The organism is Parabacteroides sp. PF5-6 (assembly GCF_029504695.1).
In the GTDB taxonomy this organism is placed as follows: Bacteria; Bacteroidota; Bacteroidia; order Bacteroidales; family Tannerellaceae; genus QVMG01.
In genome coordinates this window covers 35,067-56,820 of sequence record NZ_JAQFIN010000018.1, presented here as the reverse complement: position 1 = coordinate 56,820, position 21,754 = coordinate 35,067, and the positions used below count along the sequence as shown (strand labels likewise).

Genomic DNA, 21,754 nt, shown 5'->3' with positions numbered 1-21,754 from the left:
GAGTCCTCTCTGATTACCTTTGTTTTTTCGGAGAAGATTTGTAATTTTGTCAGGTAAAACGGAAATAATTGCAGTTGCAAAGAAAGTAACGCGTTTCATGGTAAAAACAGACGTACAACAAATCAAACAGCGTTTTGGCATTATCGGTCATAATCCGAATTTAGACCGGGCGATCGATGTGGCTCTGCAGGTGGCGCCTACCGATCTGTCGGTTTTGATCACCGGAGAGAGTGGAGTAGGGAAGGAGACTTTCCCGCAGATCATCCACCAGAACAGTGCGCGCAAGCATGGACAATATATCGCCGTGAACTGCGGCGCGATCCCCGAAGGCACGATCGATTCGGAACTGTTCGGGCACGAGAAAGGCTCGTTTACCGGCGCCTTGGCCGACCGGAAAGGGTATTTCGAAGTGGCCGACGGCGGTACGATCTTCCTCGATGAGGTAGGCGAATTGCCCATCCCGACGCAGGCGCGCTTGTTGCGTGTGTTGGAGAGCGGGGAGTTTATCAAGGTAGGCTCTTCGAAAGTGTTGAAGACCAATGTGCGTATTGTGGCGGCAACGAATGTCAACCTGGTGCAGGCCGTGGGCGAAGGGAAGTTTCGCGAAGACTTGTATTACCGCCTGAATACCGTGCCTATCCAGATTCCTCCTTTGCGCGAGCGGGGGGCGGAAGATATCCTGTTGTTGTTTCGGAAATTCGCCGGCGACTGCGCGGAGAAGTACCGGATGCCGGCGATCCGCCTGGACGATGAGGCGAAAAACCTATTGGTCGCTTATCGTTGGCCGGGCAATGTGCGCGAACTGAAGAACCTGACCGAACGCATCTCGGTGATCGAAGAAGACCGGGACCTGACGGGACCGGTATTGCGGCAGTACCTGCCCGACCTGAATATGGAGAAGTTGCCCGTATTGGTCAGGCAAGACCCCGATCAGAAGATCTTTAACAGCGAACGGGAGATCCTTTATCAGGTGCTTTTCGATATGAAGAAGGATGTGACTGAACTCAAGAAGCTGGTACACGATATCATGACCGGAAGCCATCCGTTGGTGCCGGAAGAAGATCCGGGCTATTCGCATCCGATCAATGCCCGTCCGATGCCGATGGAGCCGCATATCCAGGAAGCGGAGGATGTGGTGGAAGAAACCCTTTCATTGGAAGATGTGGAGAAAGAAATGATTCGCAAAGCCCTGGAAAGACATAACGGACGGAGGAAGAATGCCGCCGCCGACCTGAAGATCTCCGAGCGCACCTTATACCGGAAAATAAAAGAATATGAATTGGAATAATATACCGAAGAAACGGTTGGCCGGCGTCCTTTCGCTGGTCATACTGTGTCTGGCAACGGCTTGTACGATCTCGTATAAGTTCAATGCCGCCTCGATCGACTATACGAAGATCTCGACGATCACGATCAATAACTTCCCCAATCAGGCAGCGATGGTCTATCCTCCGTTGGCGCAGGTGTTTACGGAGAATATGAAAGACCTGTACAACCGGAAGACCCGCCTGCAGCAGGTGAACCAGAACGGCGACCTGGAACTGGAAGGCGAGATCACGGGATACGACCTGACACCCACGGCGGTCAAAGAAGATGCCTGGGCTTCGCAGACCCGCTTGAATATCACTGTGCGGGTGCGCTATACAAACCGGAAAGAAGACGATAAAGACTTCGAGCAGTCGTTCTCCGCTTACCGCGAATTCGACGCCAGCCGGATGCTGACCGATGTACAGGACGAATTGATACAAGAAATCTCGGAAGAAATAGCCGACCAGATATTTAATGCGACAGTAGCCAACTGGTAAAATGAAAACGGATGATTTTTATCGACTGATGAAGGACTCTTCGGAACTTACGGAAACAACACTTCCGGTTTTGAAGGAGATAGTCGATGAATATCCCTGGTTTCAGGCTGCCCGCATCCTTTACCTGAAGAACCTGATTGCGACGGAAGACATCCGTTTCCCCTCCGAACTGCGTAAGATGGCGGTATCCGTTCCGGATCGCCGAAAATTGTTCCTGTTGTTGGAAGGGGAGAAATATGGTTTGACCGTTCCCGTCCGGGCGGAAGAGCCCGCTCAACCGCAGGAAGACAATACCTTCTCCCTGATCGATACCTTCCTTTCGACTTACGAAAAAGAAAAAGAATCCGGCGAGTCGCTGCTGATCCATTCCTCCGTCTCTTCGGATTATATCTACTGGACGATGACGAATAAAGAGGAAGCCGAAACTGAGCAAGCCCAGGCAGCGGATGTTCCCCTGAAGCATCAGGACCTGATCGACCAATTTATCCGCGAAGAGAAAGAAAGGCCTGCCGGCAACGTGCGCTTCGGCCTCGAAGAACTGCCGGCGGAAGCCCCCGAAATTACGCCGGATAAAGCGCCGGATGAGGGGGAAGAAGAGGCATTGGACGATTCGTATTTCACGGAAACACTGGCCGGTATTTATGTCAAACAGAAAAGATATGACAAGGCTTTGCAAATTATTAAAAACTTAAGCTTGAATTATCCGGAAAAAAGTATTTACTTTGCAGACCAAATCAGATTTTTGGAAAAGTTGATTATTAACACTAAAAAATAAGACTAAAGATGTACGTATTTATTGCTATCTTAATCCTGATTGCCGCAATCCTGTTGATCTTGATTGTGTTGATTCAGAACTCCAAAGGCGGAGGTTTAGCATCAGGATTCTCTTCTTCAAACCAGATCATGGGGGTACGGAAGACGACTGACTTTTTGGAAAAAGCAACCTGGGGATTGGCCGGTACGGTGATTGTACTGAGTATCCTGATCACTGCTTTTATCCCGCGTGGACAACAAACGCAACAATCGGAAATCCGTCAGCAGGTAAACGATGCGGTGGTGATCGACCCGAACATTGTGGCTCCCGACTTCGGTACGGCGCAACAGCCCGTTGCTCCGGTAGAAGAGACGGAAGGCGAATAAGTCCGTATAAAAGATAAAACGAAGAGACACGCTGGGGCAATCCTGGGGTGTCTTTTTTTTTGATAGGAAGTAGAACTTTTTTATATTTACCAAATAATCCATTAAAAGAGAACGTATGAGAAAGAAATGCTTTTGTGTTTTGTTTGGCCTGATGGCAGCGGTGAGCCTGCAGGCGCAACTCCGGAATGAGGAGGTGTATGAGGTGACGGAAATGAACCGCTCGGCGGTTCGTACCGAAGTGCGTATTCCCGGCTTTGACGGCTGGCAAACGCTGAAATGTGATTTTCATACCCACACGGTGTTCTCCGATGGACAGGTCTGGCCGGATATCCGGGTGGGCGAAGCCTGGCGGCAGGGATTGGATGCGGTGGCTATCACCGATCATATCGAATACCGGCCGAACAAAGAAGTGGTACTGGGCGATCTGAACCAATCCTATATCCTTGCGAAGAAAAGAGGCGATGCGATCGGCTTTATTGTGATCAAAGGCATGGAGATTACCCGCAGCAAACCGTTGGGGCACCTGAATGCCTTGTTTCTGGACGATTCTTTGCCATTGGATGTAGAGGATCCCTTGAAAGCGATCGATGCGGCAATCGCTCAGGGCGCGTTTGTGATGTGGAACCATCCGGGATGGCCCGATGATCGGTCGACCTTATATCCGGTGCATGAGCAATTGATCCGGGAGAAGAAGATCCACGGCTTGGAGGTGTTCAACAGTATGGAGTATTATCCGGTCTGTTTCAACTGGGCCCGGGATATGAACCTGTCTTTTATGGCGAATTCGGATATCCATGGATTGATCAATGACGATTACGGCACGGGTATGCGTCCGATGACCCTGGTCTTTGCCCGCGAAAAGAGTGCGGAGGCGATAAAAGAGGCGTTGTTTGCCGGTCGTACGGCTGCCTGTTTCAATCATGAGTTGGCCGGCCTGGCAGAATACCTTCGTCCGCTGGTGAAAGCCTCGTTGCAGGTCCGCAAGATCCATGAGGGCGCGTATGAAGTCATGAATGTGTCCGATATCAACTACCGGATGACGGCGGGTGGACAGCTTTTCATCGTGCCGGCGGGCAAAACGATCGCTTTCCGGCAGCCGCAAGCCGACGCGCTGGTGATCGAGAACTGCCATGTCGGATCCGCCGAGAGATTAACCCTGTCGATGGATGAGTTTCTGAACCGATAAATAAAAACAATGGATATACATTTCAAAGGCCTGCTGATTGGTATCGCCACCTTCCTGATCATCGGATTGTTTCACCCCGTAGTGGTGAAAGCAGAGTATTATTGGGGAACAAAGTCGTGGTGGTTGTTTCTTCTCATGGGCATTGCCGGCTTGATAGCCGCCCTGTTGATCGCGGATATCTTCTGGTCGGCATTATGCGGGGTGTTCGCTTTCTCTTCTTTCTGGAGCATAAAAGAGATCTTCGAGCAGGAAGAACGTGTAAAGAAAGGCTGGTTCCCGCGCAATCCGAAGAAGAAAGAGTAAGCGCTTAGATCCGCAATCTTCTGCCTGCGATTTCCGGGAGTCTCCTTCGGATTCCGGTAAGGCTGGCAGGAAAAAATAGTATGAGGTACCTCTAAAACGATTATGAGGTACCTCATAATTGTTTTTGACGTACCTCATAATCGTTTTTGACGTACCTCATAACAAAATTAGAAGACCTCTTTCTCCTTTTTGGAATCTCCCCGGAAAAGAAATCCCCCCCCGTATTATGGTGGGGATTCCATCCTTAATGATAACAGGGCCGCAGATGACGCAGACTAAAATACGGATTTCGCCCACAGCTTTCTGGGGTGCTCCGAGTTTCGACTGTTGGGAGTTGTATAAACAAAAAAAGAGACCTGAAATTCAGATCTCTTTTCATGAGAGCGGAAGACGGGGCTCAAACCCGCGACCCTCAGCTTGGAAGGCTAATGCTCTATCAACTGAGCTACTTCCGCATGTTAATTGACAATTGACAATTATTAATATGAAATAAAACATTTCATTGTCAATTGTCAATTTTCCATTGTCAATTTGAGCGAGCAAGCTCGCTCAGGTGGGCAGTGATGGATTCGAACCACCGAAGTCGAAAGACAGCTGAGTTACAGTCAGCCCCATTTGGCCACTCTGGTAACTGCCCCTATTCTAATTGACAATTAATCGTTCGTCATTCTTTCAAAAAACACCCCGACCGCTGTCGGTTATTGTCGTTGTTTTATTCATTGTCAATTGCCAATTGTCAACTGCCAATTAATTCGAGTGCAAAGGTAGGATTAATTTCTTAATTTGCAAGAAAAATCGATCATTTTTATTGCAGTAATTGCTGCTTCGTCGCCTTTGTTTCCGTATTTGCCACCGGCTCGATCCTCGGCCTGCTGCATGTTGTCGGTGGTTAAGAGACCGAAAATGAATGGGATATCATACATCAGATTGAGTTCGGTGATGCCTTGGGTCACACTGTCGCATACGTAATCAAAATGTGGTGTATCGCCTCTCACGACGCAGCCCAAAACGATGATGGCATCCAGCTCTTTGCTTTCGGCAAGGCGTTTGGCACCGAATACCAGTTCGACGCTACCGGGTACCCGTCCGATCACGATATTTTTTTCGCTGACCCCGTGCCGTTCTAACGTGTTACACGCACCTTCCAGTAGCTTCTCTGTGATGGTCTTGTTCCACTCCGCTACCACAATGCCTATATTCATTTCCGATGCGTCGGGAACGCTGTTGAAGTCGTAAGCGGATAGATTCTGATAAGCTGTTGCCATATTGTATGGGTTTTTAGGCTAAAAAACACGGAGGCATTTGGGTGTCTCCGTGTCTTTTTATAATGAGTTGTTGTTTTGTTCTTTTATTTTGCCGATAGCTTCGCGCGGGTGATATACTTATCGATATCCGCGGCTTCCATGGAGGTACTGTACTTTTCCTTGATCGTGGTGTACGCTTTCTCGGCTTCCTGGAATTGTCCCAGGCTTTCGTGCGCGATACCTGCTTTTTTCAGGAAAGAGGGGCTGACAACGGTGTTGTTTGCCGCTTTGGCTGCTTTCTCAAAATAAGAGATGGCGTCTTTGGCCTGACCCATATTCACGTAGCAGTCGCCAATCAGTCCGATAACGGCCGGAGAGATCATCTGGTCCTTTCCTTTGAATGCTTTCAGGTTTTTCATGGCCTGATCGAGTTCGCCCAGTCTGAAATGGCAGATGCCTGCGTATGCTTTAGCCAGGTTACCGGCTTTTGTATTTCCGTATTCTTTGATGATCGCTTCGAAACCTTCATAATCGGCTCCGTTTCCATTCAATGCCAAGGCAAAAGAGTCACGGGCAAAGTACTGTTCTCCTTTAAACAGGGCGCTTGTCGCTTTCTTTTCGCGCGGCATAAGATAGCCGTGCCGTACGCCCATGAAAAGAGCGATAACTGCCGCAATACCCAGGATAACATACAGGATGTGTTTTGAATGTTTTTCAATAAACTGTTCCGATCTGGAAACAATTTCTCCCACTTCCGCTTCTGCTTGTGTGCCTTTCTTTTTATTCGTAGCCATACGTTTATTTATAGTTTTTGTTTTTATTTTTTTCTTCTTCGGAATGCGCTGGGCAATTCAAAGCGCAAAAGTAGTTTTTTTTACCGAATAATCTACACATACGAAGTATATTTTTTAATTTTGTACGTCTAATCGCGGTATAGATGATACTAAATAAGCTTTCCATTCTTAATTACAAGAATATACTCCAGGCGGAAATCTCCTTTTCTCCCAAGATGAATTGCTTCTTCGGCAATAACGGGATGGGGAAGACCAATCTATTGGATGTGATCTATTACCTTTCTTTCTCCAAGAGTCATCTGCATACGACTGACAGTCAGATTATCCATAATGAACAGGAATACTGTGTCATACAGGGGGAGTATCTGTATGATGAGCGTCTGGAGGATATCTTCTGCGCCATCCGTCGACGTCAGCGCAAGCAGTTTAAGCGGAATAAGAAGGAATACGATAAGTTGTCGGAGCATATCGGGCTGTTGCCGTTGGTGATGGTTTCGCCGGCCGATGCGGTATTGATCCAGGGGGGGAGCGAAGAGCGTCGCCGCTTTATGGATCTGATCATCTCCCAGCACGATAAGTCGTATCTGCAGGCTTTGATCTGTTACAATAAAGCGTTGCTTCAGCGCAACTCCCTGTTGAAAGAGCAGTCGCACGACGATGCCTTGTACGATATCCTGGAGATGCAACTCGATCTCTACGGAACCGCGATCTACGCCAAGCGCCAGCAGTTGATTGAAGAGTTTACTCCCCTGTTTAATTCCTATTACCAGGCGATCTCCGGGCCGGCCGAGCAGGTCGAACTGGCTTATCTCTCCAAGCTTGCGACAGGCGACCTGCCCACTTTGTTGCGCGAGAACCGGGAGCGCGACCGTATCCTGGGTTATACGAGCAATGGCATCCACAAAGACGAATTGGAGATGACTCTGGGCCATAGTTTGATCCGCCGTATCGGTTCGCAGGGACAGAACAAGACCTATCTGATCGCCCTGAAGCTGGCGCAGTTCGCTTTCCTGGCCGAGAAAGGCACGACCACGCCGATCCTGTTGTTGGATGATATCTTCGATAAGCTGGATGCTAACCGGGTGGAGCAGATCATTCAGTTGGTGAGCGGTAATCGTTTCGGACAGATCTTTATCACGGATACCAACCGGAAATACCTGGATGAGATCCTGGCAGCGATGCATCACGATTATGCCTTATTCGAAGTAGAACAAGGAGTTGTTACCCCCTTAGACCAGACCACATGAAACGGAAAAATGCACAAACACTGGGCGAAGTCATCCGTGATTTCCTGGAAGAAAACCGGGCGTTGCGCGAAAAGATCTATGAAAGCCGTGTGGAACGCGCCTGGACGGAAGTGCTGGGCGATATGGTGATGCGTTATACCCGGAATATCTATGTGAAGAACCGGATCCTCTATGTTTCCCTCTCTTCGTCGGTTCTCCGCAGTGAGTTGAGCCTCTCCCGTGAGCGCCTGGTCAAAAGTCTGAACGAACAGGCCGGCGCCGAGGTGATTGATGATATTATTATTCGGTGATTGCCGCCTCTCTTCTCCAAAGAACGGTTTGAATAACCCCTCTTAAGATCAGATAAGTCAGGAAGGCCAGCCATAAGGCATGGTTTCCCATCCGGTCGTAGAAGCTATAGAAAAGGATAAAGAACGTGGCCGAGGAGATCAGCATGGCATATAACATCAAGCGGGAGGCAGTCGCCCCGATCAGGATCCCATCCCAGAGGAACGCCGCAAATCCGGCCAAAGGAATGGCCAATACCCAATAGTAATAAGCCGCAGAGGCCTCGATCACCGACGTGTCGTTGGTCAGTAGCCCTAGGAATTGCTGTCCCCCTATACTATATAATAAGGTAAAGAACAAAGCCAGGCTGATGCCCCAGATGAAAAGGTAACGAATCATGCGCTGTAAGGCTTTCGGGTTGCGCCCGCCGATATAAAGCCCCGTCAACGCCTCGCCGGCATACGCAAAGCCATCCATGAAATAGGAGAATAAGGTGAAAAGCTGCATCAATAGCGTGTTTACGGCCAGTATCACATCGCCCTGCCGGGCACCGAAGGAGGTGAAAAACGTTGTGACGGCAACCAGGCACAACGTGCGCAGGAAGATATCACTGTTCAGGCTGAAGAAACGTTTCATTTCTTTCCTGTCCCATACTTCTTTCCACCGGGCATACACCTTCAGGCGACCGTAAGCATGAAACCACAGGCCGACAGCCATAAAGAAGCCACTGTACTGCGCGATCAGCGTTCCCCAGGCTATGCCTTCGACTTTCATGCCCAACCCAAACACAAAGATCAGGCTGGCAAGGATATTCACAAGGTTCTGGGTGATGGCAATAAGCATGGGGAAACGGGCGTTCTGCATGCCGATAAACCAGCCCGAGAAGCCATATAACCCCAATACCGCCGGCGCTCCCCAGATACAGATCCGGAAATAAAGGTCGGCCCAATAGGCGATTTCATCGCTCGTTTGGAGCAGGAAGAAAGCGATCTTCCGGATCGGATATTGCAACACGATCAGGGTGGCGGCAATCAGCAGCCCGACGCCGACCGCACGCAATAAGAGACGCATCACCTCCTGCAGATCATGCCTCCCGTAAGCCTGCGAGGTGAATCCGCTGGTCCCCATCCGCAGGAAACCAAACAGCCAGTATATGATATTGAACAGCATCCCGCCAATTGCAATGGCCCCGATAAAGGAAGCCGAGCCCAGGTGTCCGGCTATCGCCACGTCGATCAGGCCCAACAGGGGCACGGTGATATTGGAGATAATGGCTGGAAGTGCTAACTGAAGTATCTTTTTATTCATGTTTTCCTCTTTCTGACGTCGTAACAAAAACAAAGGTCGCGAGATTCACATCCGACGACCTTCTACACTAACCCTTAACTTTAACCAATGAAAAACAATAATTTCTTATTAATCGGTATGGCAGCATTAATACTGCTTCTACCTCGATGCAAACATATCGATAATGTTCGAATTATACAAAAGGATGGTAGTTAAAGCTTGTTGTTTTAACAAATTTTAATCCCGGAAAGGGGTTGCAAACTCTATATTTGCGCCCAAATAGAAGTGAAAATGAAAAAGCGTCAAATCCCCCATACGTATGTAATCGTATTCTATATCATTTTGTTTTGTGCGTTGCTGACCTGGTTCATCCCGGGCGGGCGTTACCAGGAGACTGTCGATCCGGCCGGAAACAAGGTGATGGTCTATGAAACGGTCGAGAGTGTGCCGCAGAGCTGGCAGGTCTTTGCCGCGCTTTTTGACGGATTCGTCGAGCGGGCGGATATCATTGTTTTTATCCTGATCATCGGCGGAGCCTTTTGGATTATCAACGACAGCAAGGCTTTTGATATCGGTATTGCCGGTTTCCTGAGGCGGGCGCGGCGGTTGGAGAGCAATCGCCTGATACGCCGACTGGGCATCGAGAATGTGTTGCTGGTCTGCATTATGCTGTTGTTTAGCCTTTTCGGTGCGGTTTTCGGGATGAGCGAAGAGACCATTGCCTTCTGCTTGGTGTTGGTCCCCCTGGCCATCTCGATGGGCTACGACTCGATCACCGGGGTGTGTATGGTTTTTGTTGCGGCCGGCCTGGGTTTTGCCGGCGCGATCCTCAACCCGTTCACGATCGGGATTGCCCAGGGGTTGGCGGGACTGCCTTTGTTTTCCGGCATCGAGTATCGGATCGTTTGCTGGCTGGTGATCAATGCGGTCGGCTTTGCCTGGATCCTGACGTATGCGAATAAGGTAAAGAAAAATCCCCGTTTGTCGCCGGTATATGAAGAAGATCAGTACTGGCGCGATCTGCATGGGGCGGCTTCGCCGGAAGAGGCGGGGCATACGCCGCGGGTGGCCTGGGTGAGTCTGCTCCTGGTGGCTGTGATTTTGTTATTCTTCTCCGTTTTTTATCCTTCGACGGATATCCGGATCGGCAATACGGTCTTCAGCGATCTGCCGCTGGTGCCTGTCCTTTCGGTACTTTTTGTGGGCGTTTCTGTTTGCTGTCTGCGCCGGACCGTTCATTATTATATCCTGAATCTATTGTTCTTCACTATCTTTTTCCTGATCGTGGGTGTGATGGGATATGGCTGGTATATCATGGAGATCGCTACGCTCTTCTTCGCTTTGGGCCTGGCAGCGGGCCTGGCGGCAGGTCGTTCGCCGAATGAACTGGTCAAACTTTTTCTCGACGGTTGCAAAGATATCCTGAGCGCGGCGATGGTAGTCGGCCTGGCGGGTGGCATCATTGTGATCCTGCGCAACGGCATGGTGATCGATACGATATTACACCGTTTGGCCGGTGGCATGGAAGGGCTGGGTGATGTGGCTACGGTCGAAGTGATGTATGGAATTCAGACATTGATCAACCTGGTGATCCCTTCGGGTAGCGCCAAGGCAGCGTTGACGATGCCGATCATGGCTCCTTTCTCCGAACTGATCGGGCTCTCGAAGCAGGCTACGGTCATGGCTTTCCAGTTTGGCGACGGCTTTACCAATATGATCACCCCGACTTCCGGCGTATTGATCGCTGTTTTGGGCGTGAGCCGCATCCCTTACGACAAATGGTTTCGTTGGGCCTGGAAATTTATTCTCGTCCTGACCCTCCTGGGTGCTATATTGTTGATTCCTACGGTGTTGCTCTCGATGAACGGCTTCTGACCGTCTGTCTTTCCCCCGAACAATATCCAACTGTGCCGAAGCTGCAGTAAACGGGCTTTTTTTACCTTGTTTTTCGTAGGGTTGTAAATGCCAAATTACCACTGCAGGTAATCCGCAAAAGTCATGCCTTCGAAATTGGGGATAACGTCGTGTACTTTGTCTTTCAATGTTTCGGCGGGATTGGTGGTGGAGAGGCCGATCACGCGCATGCCGGCCGAGTTGCCGGCTTGTATCCCGGCGAAAGAGTCTTCGAAGACCAGGCATTCGGCGGGAGCGACATCCAAATCCGAGGCAGCCAGTCGGTAGCACATCGGGTTGGGCTTTCCCTGGGTGATCCGGTCGGCGGTGACGATCGTGTCGAACAGGTCTTTCATGTCGTACATCTCGAAGGCACGGTCGATCTTCCGTTGATCCGAGCTGGTGACTAAGCCCATTTTTACTCCTTCGGACCGGAGCAGTTTCAGGAATTCCAACGAGCCGGGCATCAACGGGAGCGGCATGGTGCTTTCATAGGCATCGGCTTCGTCCCAGACTTTTTGTTGGAATTCTTTCGTGTGAGCGGAAAAATAAGTCTCCATGATATTCGGCATGGTCGTGCCTTTGATCCGGTCGGCGAAGTCGGGGATACCCAGTCCGTAACGTTCGCCTGCTGCATTCCAGAAAATATCGTAGATCGGCTCCGTATCTACGATCACACCATCAAAATCAAATAATGCGGTTTTAAAGTTTGCCATTGTTGTTTGCTTTGAATTCGGGCGCGAAGTTAGCCCTTATTCTCTGTTTATTCCTGTTTTTTAGCATTTTTATGTCTTCTCATAGCCTTTGTAATTCCAAATACTATATCTTTGTGTGCGAACACAATCTCAGAATCTTTTACATATATAATATAATGAAACATGAAAAAGCTTTTTAATTTATCAGTGATTGCAGTGTTACTGTTCTGCAGTTGCCAGCCGAATGACGGTTGGCAAAAACTATTCAACGGGAAAGACCTCACCGGTTTTGTTCAGTTAAACGGGGAAGCCCCTTACCGGGTGGAGGATGGTTGTATCGTGGGGACTTCGGTGTCCGGCCAGCCGAACAGTTTCCTGGCGACTGATCGTAACTATGGCGATTTTATCCTGGAGTTTGAAGCCTGGTGCGATCCGAGTTTGAATTCGGGTGTTCAGTTCCGCAGCCAGAGTTATCCGGAGTATCAGAATGGGCGTGTGCACGGCTACCAATGCGAGATGGACCCGTCGGACAGAGCCTGGAGCGGAGGCATTTACGATGAAGCAAACCGCGGATGGTTGGTTACGCTAACGGATAATCCTGCCGGGCAGGCCGCTTACAAACGCAGCGACTGGAATCAGTTCCGGATCGAAGCGATCGGCCATAATATCCGTATCTGGCTGAACGGTGTGAATACCGCTAATCTGACAGATAGCCAGTATCCGGAAGGCCTGATTGCTTTCCAGGTGCATGGCATTGGCAATAATAAAGAACAGGAAGGCAAAGAAATCAAATGGCGCAATATCCGCATCAAAACGGAAGACCTGGAAGCCAGCCGTCTGACGGGACAATTGGTGGCGGAAGTGAACCGCGTGCCGAATACCTTGAGTGACCAGGAAAAGGCGGAAGGCTGGAAATTGCTTTTCGACGGAAAAACAACCAACGGATGGCGCGGCGCGCATAAAGACGCTTTCCCCGGTCACGGTTGGAAAATCGAGAATGGCGAACTGATCGTATTGAAATCCGGTGGCGGCGAATCGACCAATGGTGGCGATATCGTGACGGTGGATGAATTTAGCGCTTTTGAACTTTCAATCGAGTTCAAGATTACCCCGGGAGCCAATAGCGGTATCAAATACTATGTAACGGAAAAAGAAAAATCAAGCGGTTCGGCCTTTGGCTTGGAATATCAGCTCCTGGACGACAAACTGCATCCGGATGCCAAGCTTTATACTTCGGTTCCGGGAAGCCGTACGCTGGCCAGCCTGTACGATATGATGCCGGGCAAGAACAAACGTTTCAGCGGCGTGGGAATCTGGAACCAGGCGGTATTGAAGGCATTCCCCGACAAACGGGTGGAATATTGGTTGAATGGCTTCAAGACGTTAGAGTTTGTGCGCGGTTCGGATGAATTCCGTGAAGCGGTGAAAGGCAGCAAATATGCCGCTCCGGCTTATAATGAATTCGGTCGTTTCGGCGAAGCGGAATCCGGGCATATCCTCCTGCAGGATCATGGCGACGAAGTGGCTTTCCGCAGTATAAAAATCAAAGAACTGAAATAAATAAAGAAATATTCCCATGACAACACGAAGAAACTTTTTGAAGCAGAGCCTGATCGGAACGGCTGGGCTGACCCTTGGCGGGCTGACCTTCAGCCGCGAAAGTTATGCCCGCATCGTCGGGGCGAATGAGAAGGTACGGGTTGGGATTGTCGGTTTCTCCGACCGTAGCCGGCATTCATTGATCCCTTCTTTTCAGGCGTATGCTGATGAGCTGGGCTTCGAGATCGTGGCGGTATCCGACCTTTGGAGCCGCCGCCGGGAAGAGGCAGCTCAATTCTTCAAGGAGAAATATGGGAAAACAATCCAGACATTCCGCAACAATGAAGAACTGTATGACGCCAAGATCTGTGACGCGGTGATTATCGCCACGGCCGACTTTCAGCATGCGCTTCATTGTGCGGAGGCTGTCCGGGCGGGTTGCGACGTGTACGTGGAGAAACCTTTTGCCGAAACCATGGCCGATGCCCGCGTGGCGCGTAAAGCTGTGCAGGAAACGGGCAAGATCGTGCAGGTCGGTTCGCAACGCCGTTCGGCACCCAACTATCATGCGGCAAACGATTTCATCCGTTCCGGAAAGTTCGGGCAGGTGACGATGGTCGAAATGACCTGGAACGTCAACCAGCCGGGACGCTGGCGCCGTCCGGCCCTGGTGGCAGAGTGTTTCGAGAAGGATACGGACTGGAAACGCTACCTGATGAATCGCCCTTTCGAGGCGTGGGATCCCCGCAAATACTTGGAGTACCGCTTGTTCTGGCCCTATTCTTCCGGCATACCCGGACAGTGGATGGCGCATCAGATCGATACGGTCCATTGGTTTACCGGCCATGCCCATCCCCGCAGTGTCGGAGCAAACGGAGGCATCTATCAATGGAAAGACGGGCGAAGCAATTACGATACGATGACGGCAGTCTTCGATTATGGCAATGACGACGGCTCGAATGCTTTTCAAGTGGTCTATTCCTCCCGCATGCACAATAGCGCCGGCGACGTGAAGGAACTTTATTTCTCGAACGGCGGCACATTGAATCTGGATACGAATAAGGTCACGCCGGAAGGCGGCTTGACGCAGCGCTTTGCCCAAGCGATGGGAATGGAAGCCAACCTGATCGAACCGTTCGACCTACCGTCCATCCAGGTCGCAACCGACTCGAATACCGGCTCCGACCCGATGACCAATCTGCATATGCGCAACTGGATGGAATGTGTACGCAGCCGCAAACAACCGAACGCCCCGGTCGAAGCCGGCTATAACCATTCGATCGCCAATATCATGTGTACCGCCGCCTTGCGCACCGGCGAAAAGGCGACCTTCGACGAGGCCCGCCAGGAAGTGTTGGCTGGGGGGAAGGTGTTTCAGTTTTGAGGATTTTAAGTCTTTTAGGTCTTTTAGGTCAGCGGGAAGGCTTAAAAGACCTAAAAGACCTAAAAGACCTAAGATCCTATCTCCTCTCAAAACTGCTCAATACAATCTTGCGACGAACCTCCTTGTTCCTGTCCGGAGTGATTGCCAGGGGTTGGAATACATAGGTGTCTCCGTATTTGAGTTCGATCTTTTTCAAATCACTTTCGGTGGAGAGAAAATAACCGGCGCCGGGTTGTACGGTCTCGAAGTTATGGAAGATATTACCCATATAGAAGTTCATTCCATAGAGGTTGGTGTATTCACGCAGGTCGTTTGTGACGTAGATATTCTTTTTATTCAATGGGAACTCGTTCATGATCTTCTCGGCAAAAGGGCGAGAGGAATTGCTCATGCGTTCTCCACGCATGATGATACCGTCGATCATAAAGTGGATGCAGATCATCAAACCGATGGTCGCATAAAGGATCTTGAGGTTGATCTTCCGGAACATCTGGTAACAGACAACGCCCAGTGAGGTGGCAACACTCAGAAGGATGACGATAGTCAATAGGTCGGGCGAAGTGAACAGGCCGGCAATCGTACTGACGGTATGATGTATATCTGTTCTTGGGGTGAACCGGGCGGTGAGGGCTACCGGATCGATCACGCCAAAGGCGGTCAATAGCAATGCGACCAGTGCAATAGCGGTGACCGAAGCCATGAAAGCGGCGAAGATCCGGGTCACTTTCGTCCGGTATTCGGCCAGATACAAGATATACTGCGCCAGGAAAAGAGCGATAAACGGGTAAGCGGGCATCAGGTACACGCTTCGTTTGCTGGCCGGGATGGAGTAAAAGAACAGGACACAGACTACGACCGCCAGGCTGAAAAGATAGACCTTTTCCATCGAACGTATCTTCTGCCAGCAATCTGCCAGGATCTGCTTGAACGACTTCTCCGGTTTACGGATCTTTAGGCCGAAGAGCGAAAAGAATACGATAAAGGTCCAGGGGATAAATCCGGCAATCAAGGTGGTGAAGTTGTAATAAATTGGTCTTTCATGCCCCAATTCGTAATGGATATCCGGCGTATCCATGCTAAAGAAGCGGCCGAAGTTCTCGGCTAAGACCACTTCGAGGAAGTCTTCCCCTCCTTGCTGCCAGGCCGCTACGTACCAGATCATCGGCAGGAACAGCGAAGAGATCGTGATATAAAATAAAGCTTTCACGATTCGCCAGAAACGATACTTGCCCAGGATCAACAGGTAAACGAAGAACACAAACAGGGGAAGGATAAGCCCCACGGGCCCTTTGGTCAGTACGGCGCATCCCAGAAGGATCGGGATGGCGATAGGCAAGCCCTTTAATTCCAGCATCTCTTCCCACCGGAAAAGCTGGATCAGCCCGATAACCATAAAAGAGGTCAACAGCATATCGACCCGGGTGGTCATGGCCGCCCGGTGGATCTCGATACAGGTGATCAACAGGAAAGCGGCTATGATGGGGATCTGAAACTTCTCTATCCGCTTGCCGAAGAAGCCCAGGATAAATCCGATCATCGTGATAAAAGCTAAAGCGGAAGGCAGGCGCGCGGTGAATTCCGATACGTGTCCCTGCGGCAGCGAGAATACGGCCATCAGCCAATGCGCCATGGGAGGCTTGTAGGCAAATTCCTCGGCATACGTCTTGGGTAAGATATAATTCCCTGTCTCCATCATGGAGATGGCTACGGCTGCTTCTCGGGGTTCTCCTTTGGTAGAAAATTCCCCCAAACCGATCCAGGGCAATACGGTTAGCGCGCAAAGGAGAATCATAAGGGTTACGGGCCTTTGCAGGTAAAGACTCTGTAGAAAAGAAGTACGCATAGAACTTGTTTTTATCTTTTATAAAGTACAAAAGAACGGCTTTTTACCGACTTTTCTTATATCCCGCTCAGACTTTTTTACCTTTTGATTATTTTACTATATTTGCACGTACTAATTTGAATACCAATTCTAAAAATTAAAACAAGATGAAACAAGGATTTATGGCTGTCAGTTTAGCGCTTTTAGTGTGTGCCTCTGCCTGTACGGAGAAGAAGGTAGAGAAAGCAACGGGAGGAAACCCATTCCTTTCCGAATATACTACTCCTTTTGGTGTGCCTCCTTTTGAGGAAATCAAACTGGAACATTACAAACCGGCTTTCCTCCAGGGAATGGAAGAGCATATGGCCGAGATTGAAGCGATCTGTAACAATACGGAAGCGCCTACTTTCGAGAATACCATCGTGGCGATGGACCAGGCCGGCGAACTGTTCAGCAAGGTACGTATCGTGTTCGGTGGACAGAGCAGCGTGAACTCAACGGATGAACTGGAAGCCCTGAGCCGCGAGATGTCTCCTTTGTTCTCCAAACATAGCGATGATATCCGCCTGAATCCGAAGTTGTTTGCCCGTGTCAAAGCGGTTTATGAAAAGAAAGACCAGTTGGGACTCGATAAAGAACAGGCTAAACTCCTGGAAGAAACCTATAAGAGCTTTGTGCGCGGTGGCGCTGACCTGCCGGCCGACAAGCAGGATAAACTGCGTGAGTTGAACAGCGAACTCTCTATGCTTCAGCTTACTTTCGGTCAGAATATGCTGAAAGAAACCAATGACTTCCTGTTGCTTATCGATAAAGAAGAAGACCTGGCCGGACTGACTCCTGCCCTGATCGCCAATGCGGCAGCAACGGCTAAGGCCAAAGGACACGAAGGCAAATGGGCGTTTACCTTGCATAACCCCAGTGTGATGCCTTTCCTGCAATATGCTGAGAATCGTGAGCTGCGCGAAAAGATCTTCAAAGGATACACCATGCGCGGCAATAACAACAATGCAAACGATAACAAAGAGGTCGTTAAACAATTAGTTGAGAAGCGCCTGGAAAAAGCCCGTCTGATGGGTTATGATACCTATGCCGACTTCACGCTGGAAGAACGGATGGCGAAGAACGAAAAGAATGTATTTAACCTCTTGAACGAACTCTGGACGCCGGCTTTGAATAAAGCGAAAGACGAACTGAAAGATATTCAGGCAGAGATCGCCAAAGAAGGTAAAAATTTTACCGCCGAAGGTTGGGACTGGCGTTATTATTTCGAGAAAGCAAAGAAAGCGAAGTTCGATCTGGATGAAAACCAGGTACGCCCGTATCTGAAACTGGAAAACGTGCGCGACGGGGCTTATTATGTAGCCAATAAACTGTATGGCATCACCTTCACGCAGTTGGATAATATGCCTCTGCCTCACCCGGATGCCACGGTGTTCGAATGTAAAGACAAAGACGGTACGCTTTTAGGCCTATTGTATTGGGACTTCTTCCCACGGGAAAGCAAAAAGGGCGGTGCCTGGTGTGGCAGCTACCGTTCACAGACCTATGACGAGAAAGGCAAACGTGTTGTTCCCCTGGTGACGATCGTATGTAATTTCAGCCAGCCGGCAGCCGGTCAGCCCGCTTTGTTGAGCGCCGACGAAGCCAATACCTTATTCCATGAATTCGGACACGGCTTGCATGGCTTGTTCCGCGATGTACATTATTATGGTATCGGCGGTGTGCCTCGTGACTTTGTGGAGCTTCCTTCACAGATCATGGAGCATTGGGTGTTCGAACCGGAAGTATTGAAAGTATATGCCAAGCATTATGAAACGGGCGAAGTGATCCCGGCTGAACTGATTGAGAAATTGGATAAGAGCGGCAAGTACGGACAGGGTTTCGCTACGACCGAATACCTGGCGGCTTCTTTGTTGGATATGGATTTCCATGTGTTGAAAGAGGTACCGGCGAACTTCGATGTGGTGGCTTTCGAAAGTAAAGTATTGGGCGATCGCGGCCTGTTGAAACAAATCCCTTCCCGCTATCGTACGACCTACTTCAATCATACGATGGGTGGTGGGTATACGGCTGGTTACTACAGCTATATCTGGTCGGAAGTATTGGATTCCGATGCTTATCAGGCATTTGTCGAAACCGGTGATATCTTCGATCCCGAGACGGCTCGTAAGTTCCGCAACTATGTACTGACACCGGGTGGAATCGACGACGCCATGGTGATGTATGTCAACTTCCGCGGCAAAGAACCGAATACGGAACCGCTGTTGAAGAATAGAGGACTTAAATAATAATTGATAATTGACAATTGACAATTGACAATTGACAATTGCTTTGCGCTTCGCTAAGCGAACGTTGTATGACAATTAGAAAAACAAAGAGGATGAACAACCCTGTGTTCATCCTCTTTTTTTATATCTTTGCCCGTACGAATCTAATATAGAAGCTTAAACAATTTATGAACGCACAAACTAAAGATCAGATAATTTCCCTGATTAAGAGGGAAGTAATACCGGCAATTGGCTGTACGGAACCTGTAGCCGTTGCTTTAGCAGCCGCCCGCGCTGCCGAGCTATTAACAGAAACTCCCCAACAAATCGAAGTCTGGCTCTCGGCCAATGTGTTGAAGAATGCGATGGGCGTAGGCATTCCGGGAACCGGTATGGTCGGCCTGCCGATTGCCATTGCATTGGGCACGCTGATCGGCAAGTCCGCCTATGGATTGGAGGTCTTGCGCGACCTGACACCCGAAGCGCTGGAGCAAGGCCGGGCGATGGTCGATAGCCGTTGTATCACGATCCACCTGAAAGAGGGAGTGGATAAACTCTATATCGAAGTCCGGGCTAAAGCCGCGGGTGCCGACTCATGCGCCATTATCGCTTGTTGCCATACGGATATTGTCTACGAAGAGAAAGACGGTGAGGTGGTTAAAGACAAACGGAAAAAAGACTGTTCGCTTACAGAGGAGCCAGAAGAAGAACAAGACCTGACGCTGACATTCGACCAGGTATATACCTTTGCTACCGAGACTCCCCTGGACGAGATCCGCTTTATCATGCAAGCTGCCGATCTGAACCGCAAAGCCGCCGAAGAATCGATGCATAACAACTTCGGGCATACGGTAGGTAAGATCGTGGCCGGTCCGAACGGTCGGAAATGGCTGGGTGATTCCTCGTACACCCGGATGCTGGCGATGACAGCTGCTGCCTGCGATGCCCGTATGGATGGGGCGATGATCCCCGTGATGAGCAATTCGGGAAGCGGCAACCAGGGCCTGGCGGCAACGCTTCCGGTACTCTCTTTTGCCGAAGATATCCAATGCGGGGAAGAAGAATTGGTCCGCGCGATGATGTTAAGCCACCTGATGGTGATCTATATGAAACAAAGCCTGGGCCGGTTGTCGGCGCTCTGCGGCTGTGTGGTGGCGGCAACGGGCGCCAGTTGCGGCATCACCTACCTGATGGGTGGCAGCCGCGAACAAATTATCTATGCGATAAAGAATATGATCGGTAACCTGACGGGCATGATCTGCGACGGCGCCAAGCCCAGTTGCGCCATGAAAGTGTCCAGTGGCGTGTCGACGGCCATGCTCTCCGCCCTGATGGCGATGGAGGATAAGGTGGTGTCCTGTGTCGAAGGCATAATCGATGAAGACGTGGATAAATCGGTGGCCAACCTGACCGTTATCGGCTCGAAAGGAATGGAAGCGACCGATAGGCTTGTCTTGGATATTATGATCGGAAAATGAGGTGATCTTATATTATAACCAATGAATTCATAGTTGAGAAGAGATAATATGAACGAAAAATATTACCTTAGCCTCGTTTTTTCGATGTTTTATGTATAACTAAAGAATAGAATTATGAAGAGGAATCTATTGTATTTATTCACCTTATTGTGTAGTTTGGGATTGTTTGTGGCTTGTAGTGATGACGATGATGATCCTGTGATCCCCACACCGGAAGAACCTGAAGTGCCGGTTGTTGATGAAAGCTGGAAAGATCTTTCAAAGACGTATAAGGTTGCTGAGCATAGTATAACTTTGACAGGAGTTGCTTTGACGAGCGCTGAAAAGGAAGTCGTGGTTGCTGCTACTTCGGCTACAGCGGCTTCGGTTTCCCTGAAGAATGTTGTGCCTGATGCAGCGGAGGTATCCATCTCGGCTACGTTGGCCAAATCGGGTGAAACCTATTCGGTCAATGGAAATGCGACTGTTGACGATTGCAAGATCGTGATCAGCGGTGAGATCGACGCCTCAAAGAAGATGACGCTGGCTATTACGCGTACCCTTTCTTCTGCGGTGACCGGTAATCTGGCACTTTTGGTTACCGAAGCGGAACTCTATCCCGAGCAGGCGCCGGGCGTGATGATGCCTTATGTGCCGGTGTACTGGCATGCGGTTACGGGTGATCCGGCAACGGATGCAGCCTTGGAAACTGTTGGCCCGATGTTGGGTGGACTGATCGCCGGAAAGGTGAGCGCGGTGAATGCAACATTGAGCCCCGAAGGTGTATTCAATGTGAACTGGACCAAACTGGGTGAGACTGAACCGACCGGAATGCCGGAATTTGTCGCTCAGCTTACTAATATCTACTACACAGCTAAAGACGGTGTGATCTATGTCGCATTGGATAAATCAATCGTGGCAATGGTTGGAATATTGGGTGGTGCGTTGGAGCAATACGGTATCAACGTAGAGCAAATCCTGGCGCTGTTGACTGATATGGGTGGCTATTACGGATTGCCGATCGCTTATGTCGAGGCGGATGGTATCATTACCTTTAAGCTGGCCAAAGAGCAGTTATTGGCTGTCTTGGAATTGGCTGGTCCGGCTTTGGTTGGTAGTCTGCCCGAAGAAATGCAAGGCTTTGCTCAACTCCTTCAGGCACTGCCTATGGCGCAGGAGCTGGAGCTGGGGTTGCCTTTTATTAAGCAATAAGGAGATTAAGGGGATTAAGGGGATTAAGGAGATTAAGGGGCTTAAGGGGTCCAAGGGGCTTAAGGGATCCAAGGAGTCTAAGGAGTCTAAGGGAGCCAAGGGCCTTAAGGGATTTCTTAAAAAAGGAGAAGGGATAACCGCTTAGTGGTTATCCCTTCTTTCTTGTGTTTTTTAGCTTCCTTAGGCCCCTTAAGCCCCTTAAGCCTCTTGGA

Annotated in this window: 19 protein-coding genes and 2 tRNA genes; 14 read left to right on the top strand and 7 right to left on the bottom strand. The window is 49.9% G+C overall.

Annotated features, from left to right (window positions below):
• Positions 1 to 97: 97 nt before the first annotated feature.
• The 6 genes from M2133_RS15010 (at position 98) to M2133_RS14985 (ending at position 4,434) form a co-directional block, all read left to right on the top strand.
• On the top strand, positions 98 to 1,288 hold the full coding sequence (locus M2133_RS15010; protein ID WP_277467014.1) for a sigma-54 dependent transcriptional regulator: 1,191 nt from the start codon (positions 98 to 100) through the stop codon (positions 1,286 to 1,288).
• Positions 1,275 to 1,805 carry an LptE family protein gene (locus M2133_RS15005; RefSeq protein WP_277467013.1) on the top strand — a complete coding sequence of 177 codons (531 nt, stop codon included), beginning with the start codon at positions 1,275 to 1,277 and terminating at the stop codon, positions 1,803 to 1,805. The genes M2133_RS15010 and M2133_RS15005 overlap by 14 nt, the downstream gene beginning before the upstream one ends.
• 1 nt (position 1,806) lies before the next feature.
• Positions 1,807 to 2,580 (top strand): hypothetical protein, encoded by a 774-nt coding sequence (locus tag M2133_RS15000; RefSeq protein WP_277467012.1) that lies wholly within the window; start codon positions 1,807 to 1,809, stop codon positions 2,578 to 2,580.
• 8 nt (positions 2,581 to 2,588) lie between these two features.
• Positions 2,589 to 2,945 carry a preprotein translocase subunit SecG gene (gene secG / locus M2133_RS14995; RefSeq protein WP_277467011.1) on the top strand — a complete coding sequence of 119 codons (357 nt, stop codon included), beginning with the start codon at positions 2,589 to 2,591 and terminating at the stop codon, positions 2,943 to 2,945.
• Between the two features lie 115 nt (positions 2,946 to 3,060).
• Entirely contained in the window at positions 3,061 to 4,131 is a 1,071-nt protein-coding gene (locus M2133_RS14990) for a phosphotransferase (RefSeq protein ID WP_277467010.1), read from the top strand.
• A gap of 9 nt (positions 4,132 to 4,140) precedes the next feature.
• Positions 4,141 to 4,434, top strand: a complete 294-nt coding sequence (locus M2133_RS14985) for a DUF4491 family protein (RefSeq protein WP_277467009.1) — start codon at positions 4,141 to 4,143, stop codon at positions 4,432 to 4,434.
• Positions 4,435 to 4,816: 382 nt separating this feature from the next.
• On the opposite strand, the gene M2133_RS14980 is transcribed toward M2133_RS14985, so the two are convergent.
• The 4 genes from M2133_RS14980 to M2133_RS14965 all read right to left on the bottom strand — a co-directional run bounded on the left by M2133_RS14980 (position 4,817) and on the right by M2133_RS14965 (position 6,472).
• Positions 4,817 to 4,889, bottom strand: a tRNA-Gly gene (locus M2133_RS14980).
• Between the two features lie 99 nt (positions 4,890 to 4,988).
• Positions 4,989 to 5,071, bottom strand: a tRNA-Tyr gene (locus M2133_RS14975).
• Between the two features lie 133 nt (positions 5,072 to 5,204).
• Positions 5,205 to 5,699, bottom strand: a complete 495-nt coding sequence (gene ribH, locus M2133_RS14970; protein ID WP_277467008.1) for a 6,7-dimethyl-8-ribityllumazine synthase — start codon at positions 5,697 to 5,699, stop codon at positions 5,205 to 5,207.
• Positions 5,700 to 5,782: 83 nt separating this feature from the next.
• Positions 5,783 to 6,472, bottom strand: coding sequence for a tetratricopeptide repeat protein (locus M2133_RS14965; protein ID WP_277467007.1), 690 nt, complete (start codon positions 6,470 to 6,472; stop codon positions 5,783 to 5,785).
• A 143-nt stretch (positions 6,473 to 6,615) separates the two neighbouring features.
• Between M2133_RS14965 and recF the strand changes: the two genes are divergently transcribed.
• Complete coding sequence (gene recF, locus M2133_RS14960; RefSeq protein WP_277467006.1) at positions 6,616 to 7,719, top strand: DNA replication and repair protein RecF; 1,104 nt, start codon at positions 6,616 to 6,618, stop codon at positions 7,717 to 7,719.
• Positions 7,716 to 8,009, top strand: coding sequence for a DciA family protein (locus M2133_RS14955; RefSeq protein WP_277467005.1), 294 nt, complete (start codon positions 7,716 to 7,718; stop codon positions 8,007 to 8,009). Before recF ends, M2133_RS14955 begins: the two co-directional genes overlap by 4 nt.
• Here the strand turns inward: M2133_RS14955 and M2133_RS14950 are convergent.
• On the bottom strand, positions 7,999 to 9,294 hold the full coding sequence (locus M2133_RS14950; protein WP_277467004.1) for an MATE family efflux transporter: 1,296 nt from the start codon (positions 9,292 to 9,294) through the stop codon (positions 7,999 to 8,001). The two genes, M2133_RS14955 and M2133_RS14950, sit on opposite strands and share 11 nt — an antisense overlap.
• Before the next feature lie 270 nt (positions 9,295 to 9,564).
• Between M2133_RS14950 and M2133_RS14945 the strand changes: the two genes are divergently transcribed.
• Complete coding sequence (locus M2133_RS14945; protein WP_277467003.1) at positions 9,565 to 11,148, top strand: AbgT family transporter; 1,584 nt, start codon at positions 9,565 to 9,567, stop codon at positions 11,146 to 11,148.
• 95 nt (positions 11,149 to 11,243) lie between these two features.
• Here M2133_RS14945 and M2133_RS14940 read toward each other — a convergent pair whose 3' ends face one another.
• Complete coding sequence (locus tag M2133_RS14940; protein ID WP_277467002.1) at positions 11,244 to 11,882, bottom strand: HAD family phosphatase; 639 nt, start codon at positions 11,880 to 11,882, stop codon at positions 11,244 to 11,246.
• A gap of 162 nt (positions 11,883 to 12,044) precedes the next feature.
• Between M2133_RS14940 and M2133_RS14935 the strand changes: the two genes are divergently transcribed.
• Positions 12,045 to 13,421, top strand: a complete 1,377-nt coding sequence (locus tag M2133_RS14935) for a DUF1080 domain-containing protein (protein WP_277467001.1) — start codon at positions 12,045 to 12,047, stop codon at positions 13,419 to 13,421.
• 16 nt (positions 13,422 to 13,437) lie between these two features.
• Positions 13,438 to 14,784, top strand: coding sequence for a Gfo/Idh/MocA family oxidoreductase (locus tag M2133_RS14930; RefSeq protein WP_277467000.1), 1,347 nt, complete (start codon positions 13,438 to 13,440; stop codon positions 14,782 to 14,784).
• A 76-nt stretch (positions 14,785 to 14,860) separates the two neighbouring features.
• Here M2133_RS14930 and M2133_RS14925 read toward each other — a convergent pair whose 3' ends face one another.
• Positions 14,861 to 16,627, bottom strand: a complete 1,767-nt coding sequence (locus M2133_RS14925; RefSeq protein WP_346843246.1) for a dolichyl-phosphate-mannose--protein mannosyltransferase — start codon at positions 16,625 to 16,627, stop codon at positions 14,861 to 14,863.
• Positions 16,628 to 16,773: 146 nt separating this feature from the next.
• On the opposite strand from M2133_RS14925, the gene M2133_RS14920 reads away from it, so the two are divergent.
• The 3 genes from M2133_RS14920 (at position 16,774) to M2133_RS14910 (ending at position 21,542) form a co-directional block, all read left to right on the top strand.
• On the top strand, positions 16,774 to 18,894 hold the full coding sequence (locus tag M2133_RS14920; RefSeq protein WP_277466998.1) for a M3 family metallopeptidase: 2,121 nt from the start codon (positions 16,774 to 16,776) through the stop codon (positions 18,892 to 18,894).
• Positions 18,895 to 19,061: 167 nt separating this feature from the next.
• Positions 19,062 to 20,351 (top strand): L-serine ammonia-lyase, iron-sulfur-dependent, subunit alpha, encoded by a 1,290-nt coding sequence (locus M2133_RS14915; RefSeq protein WP_277466997.1) that lies wholly within the window; start codon positions 19,062 to 19,064, stop codon positions 20,349 to 20,351.
• A gap of 114 nt (positions 20,352 to 20,465) precedes the next feature.
• A complete protein-coding gene (locus M2133_RS14910) occupies positions 20,466 to 21,542 on the top strand; it encodes a hypothetical protein (protein WP_277466996.1) in 1,077 nt (358 codons plus the stop codon).
• The last annotated feature ends 212 nt before the right edge of the window (positions 21,543 to 21,754 follow it).